The following is a 2,654-nucleotide window of genomic DNA, read 5'->3' as shown; positions in this document are numbered from 1 at the left end:
TGAGGGGACGGTGTCCGAGACCCCGCTCTTCGACTGGCCCGCCTCTCCGTCGCCGTCCGCAGCGACGGATGCCGCCACCAGGGACACGACCGGGGGAGACAGAGCCGAGCCGGACACGCCCAAGGGGGACAAAACCGAACGAGACGCGACCGAGGGGGAGCCGGCCGGGCAAACCGAGGCGGAGCCGACCGGAGAAATCGAGGCGGAGCCGACCGGAGAAATCGAGGCGGAGCCGACCGGAGAAATCGAGGCGGAGCCGGCCGGGGAAGAGGTGCCGACACCGGAGGACGATCCGCTGCGCTGGGCCGGGGCGCTGCTCGATGCCGCGCGGGCCGTCGTACGGCGGGCCGATGGCGAGCTCGCCACCGCCGGGCACGCGGTGCGAGCGGCGCGCACGCGCTTGGACCAGGCCTCGGCACTCGCCGACCGGCAGCGCCGCCACGCCGAGGCCCTCACGCTGCGCCGTACCCTCGACGAGCGCGCCGACGAACGGGCCGACCTGCAAGCCATCCTGGACGACGCCGCAAGGGCGGATCGGGTGCGCCCGCTCATCACCGTCGCCGGGCAGCGCGCCGAGGCCGCCACCAAGGCCCGCACGATGGCCGCCGACGCCCTCGCCCGAGCCCGGCCCCTGCTCGCCGCCGCCGGAGCCATCGCGCACCACGGCCAGACCCCCGCATACCCGGACCAGAGCGCCACACCTCAGAGCCAGCCGCCCACCTATCAGGGCCGGGCCGACACACGCCAGGGCCAGATCGCCGCACATCAGCCCCCCTCCTACCAGGGTCAGACCGGCACACACCGGGGCCGGTCTCTCGCGCACCAGGGCCAGTCCCCGGCGCTCTCGGACGCTTCGGACGTTGCTGAGGCGGTGGGCTCCCCGTCCGTGGCCGAGCTGGCGGCGCTGGAACGGCGGCGGCAGGACGAGATCGCCCGCCTCCAGGAGCTCCTCACCGAGGAGGCCAGGCTGTCCGTGGTCCGCCGCGACCTGCTGCGCGTGGAAGAAGAGCTGGCCGGTCTGATCAGGGCCGACGAGGACGTGGCGGCACGGCTGGCCAGGCTCCCCGAGCTCATCGAACGGGCGGAGGCCAGACTGGCCGAGGCCCGGGTCGACGCCGCCAGGGTGCCCGCCGCGCGTGCCGTACGCGATGCCGCCGCTCATCTGATCGAGATCGACCGCGAGTTGTCCAGGCTGGCGGCGGAGCTCGACACGCTGGCGCAGCGCGAGGCCGAGGTGGCCGCCGCGGAGGCCGAGCTGCCCGAACGGCTCGCCGACGCGAACGCGGCCCTTGCGGACGTACGCGCACAGGCGGCGGCCGTTCCGGCGGCGAACGCGGCCCTCGACGCGGCCAGGGCGGCGCTGGAGGCCACCCACCGCCGCGAAGCCCTGCCCGACGAGCTGAAGGCCGCCGCCGCCAGGCATCAGGTGCTCGTCGATCAGGCACAGGCCCTGCGCGAACGGTGGCTCGACCTGCGGCAGGCCCGCATCGACGGCATGGCGGCCGAGCTGGCGCGCGACCGGGCCGACGGACGGCCGTGCGCGGTCTGCGGCTCCGAGCACCACCCCCACCCGGCCTCTCCCGCCGAGAGCGCCCCTTCGGCCGACGACGAGCGCGAGGCCGAGTCCGCCCACGAGGCGGCCCTCGCCGACCGGGAGGAGGCCGAGCGCATCCTCGCCGCCATCGGATCCCGCCACGCCGACGCCGTCGAGGCCACCGCCGGCCTTGACGGCGACACGGCCGCCGAACAGGTGGATCAGGCCGCGCAGGACCTCGACCGCCTGCGGTCGGTGGCCGACCGCGAACCCGCCCTGGCCGCCACGCTCGAACGCATCGAGACCGAACGCGAGCGCGTCCGCGACCAAGCCAGGGAGATCGCCGAAGCCCTCGCCGCCCACCGCGCCCACCGCAAACAACTGAGCGCCGAACGGACTCGCGTCCAGGCCCAGCTCACCCAGACCACGGCGAACATCGGACCTGGGACGGGCGCGAACGCTGCTTCCCCACACACCCACCCGGACGCTGGTCCGTCACACATCCGGCCCCAGGAGATCGCATCCGGCGGCGACACCGGATCCGAGCGGATCTCGGCCGGTGGCGCGAGCGGACAGGACGACAACGCCGCCGAAAGAGTCGCAGCCGCTGAGGCAGACGTATCAGGCGGCACCACAATCGCGAGGACCGCGGCCGCTGCGGCGGGAGTGCCAGGCGGCACCGGGACCACGCCGTTCGAGATCGGTGCGGCCGACGGGGTGGCGGTGCTCGCTGCCGCCGAGCGTGAGTTGCGCAGGCTGGAGATGTCGGCGGCGCAGGAGGCCGCGTTGGCGCAGGAGGCGGAGAGGCTCAATCGTGAGCGGCTGGAGCAGGAGGAACGCGGGCGCCGGGTGGCCGCGCGGCTGGCCGCATGCCGTACCAGGCACGAGGAGCTGAGCGGCGACGCCGGCCGGTTGAGCGCGCGGCTGGACACGGCCCGCGGCGGCGACGCCACCCTCTCCGCCCGCCTGTCCCGGCTCAACGACGAGGCCGAGCTGCTGCGCGAGGCGCTGGAGGCCACGCAGGCGGCGGTGGCGGCCCGTGCCGAGCGCGACGCGGCCGGGCGGGGGGGGGGGGGGGGGGGACGGGGGGGGGGGGGGGGGGGGGGGGGGGGGGGGGGGG

The 2,654-nt window shown here is 75.8% G+C and carries 1 protein-coding gene; it reads left to right on the top strand.

Annotated features, from left to right (window positions below; translation table 11 throughout):
- Positions 1-10 precede the first annotated feature (10 nt).
- A partial coding sequence (locus tag ABFX54_RS56295) for a coiled-coil domain-containing protein (protein ID WP_487047344.1) occupies positions 11-2,654 on the top strand: 2,644 nt, incomplete at its 3' end.

This window comes from Nonomuraea maheshkhaliensis (genome assembly GCF_039529435.1).
GTDB classification, from domain to species: Bacteria; Actinomycetota; Actinomycetes; order Streptosporangiales; family Streptosporangiaceae; genus Nonomuraea; species Nonomuraea maheshkhaliensis.
The sequence above is the reverse complement of the archived record's forward strand: the minus strand, read 5'-3'. Positions and strand labels throughout refer to the sequence as shown.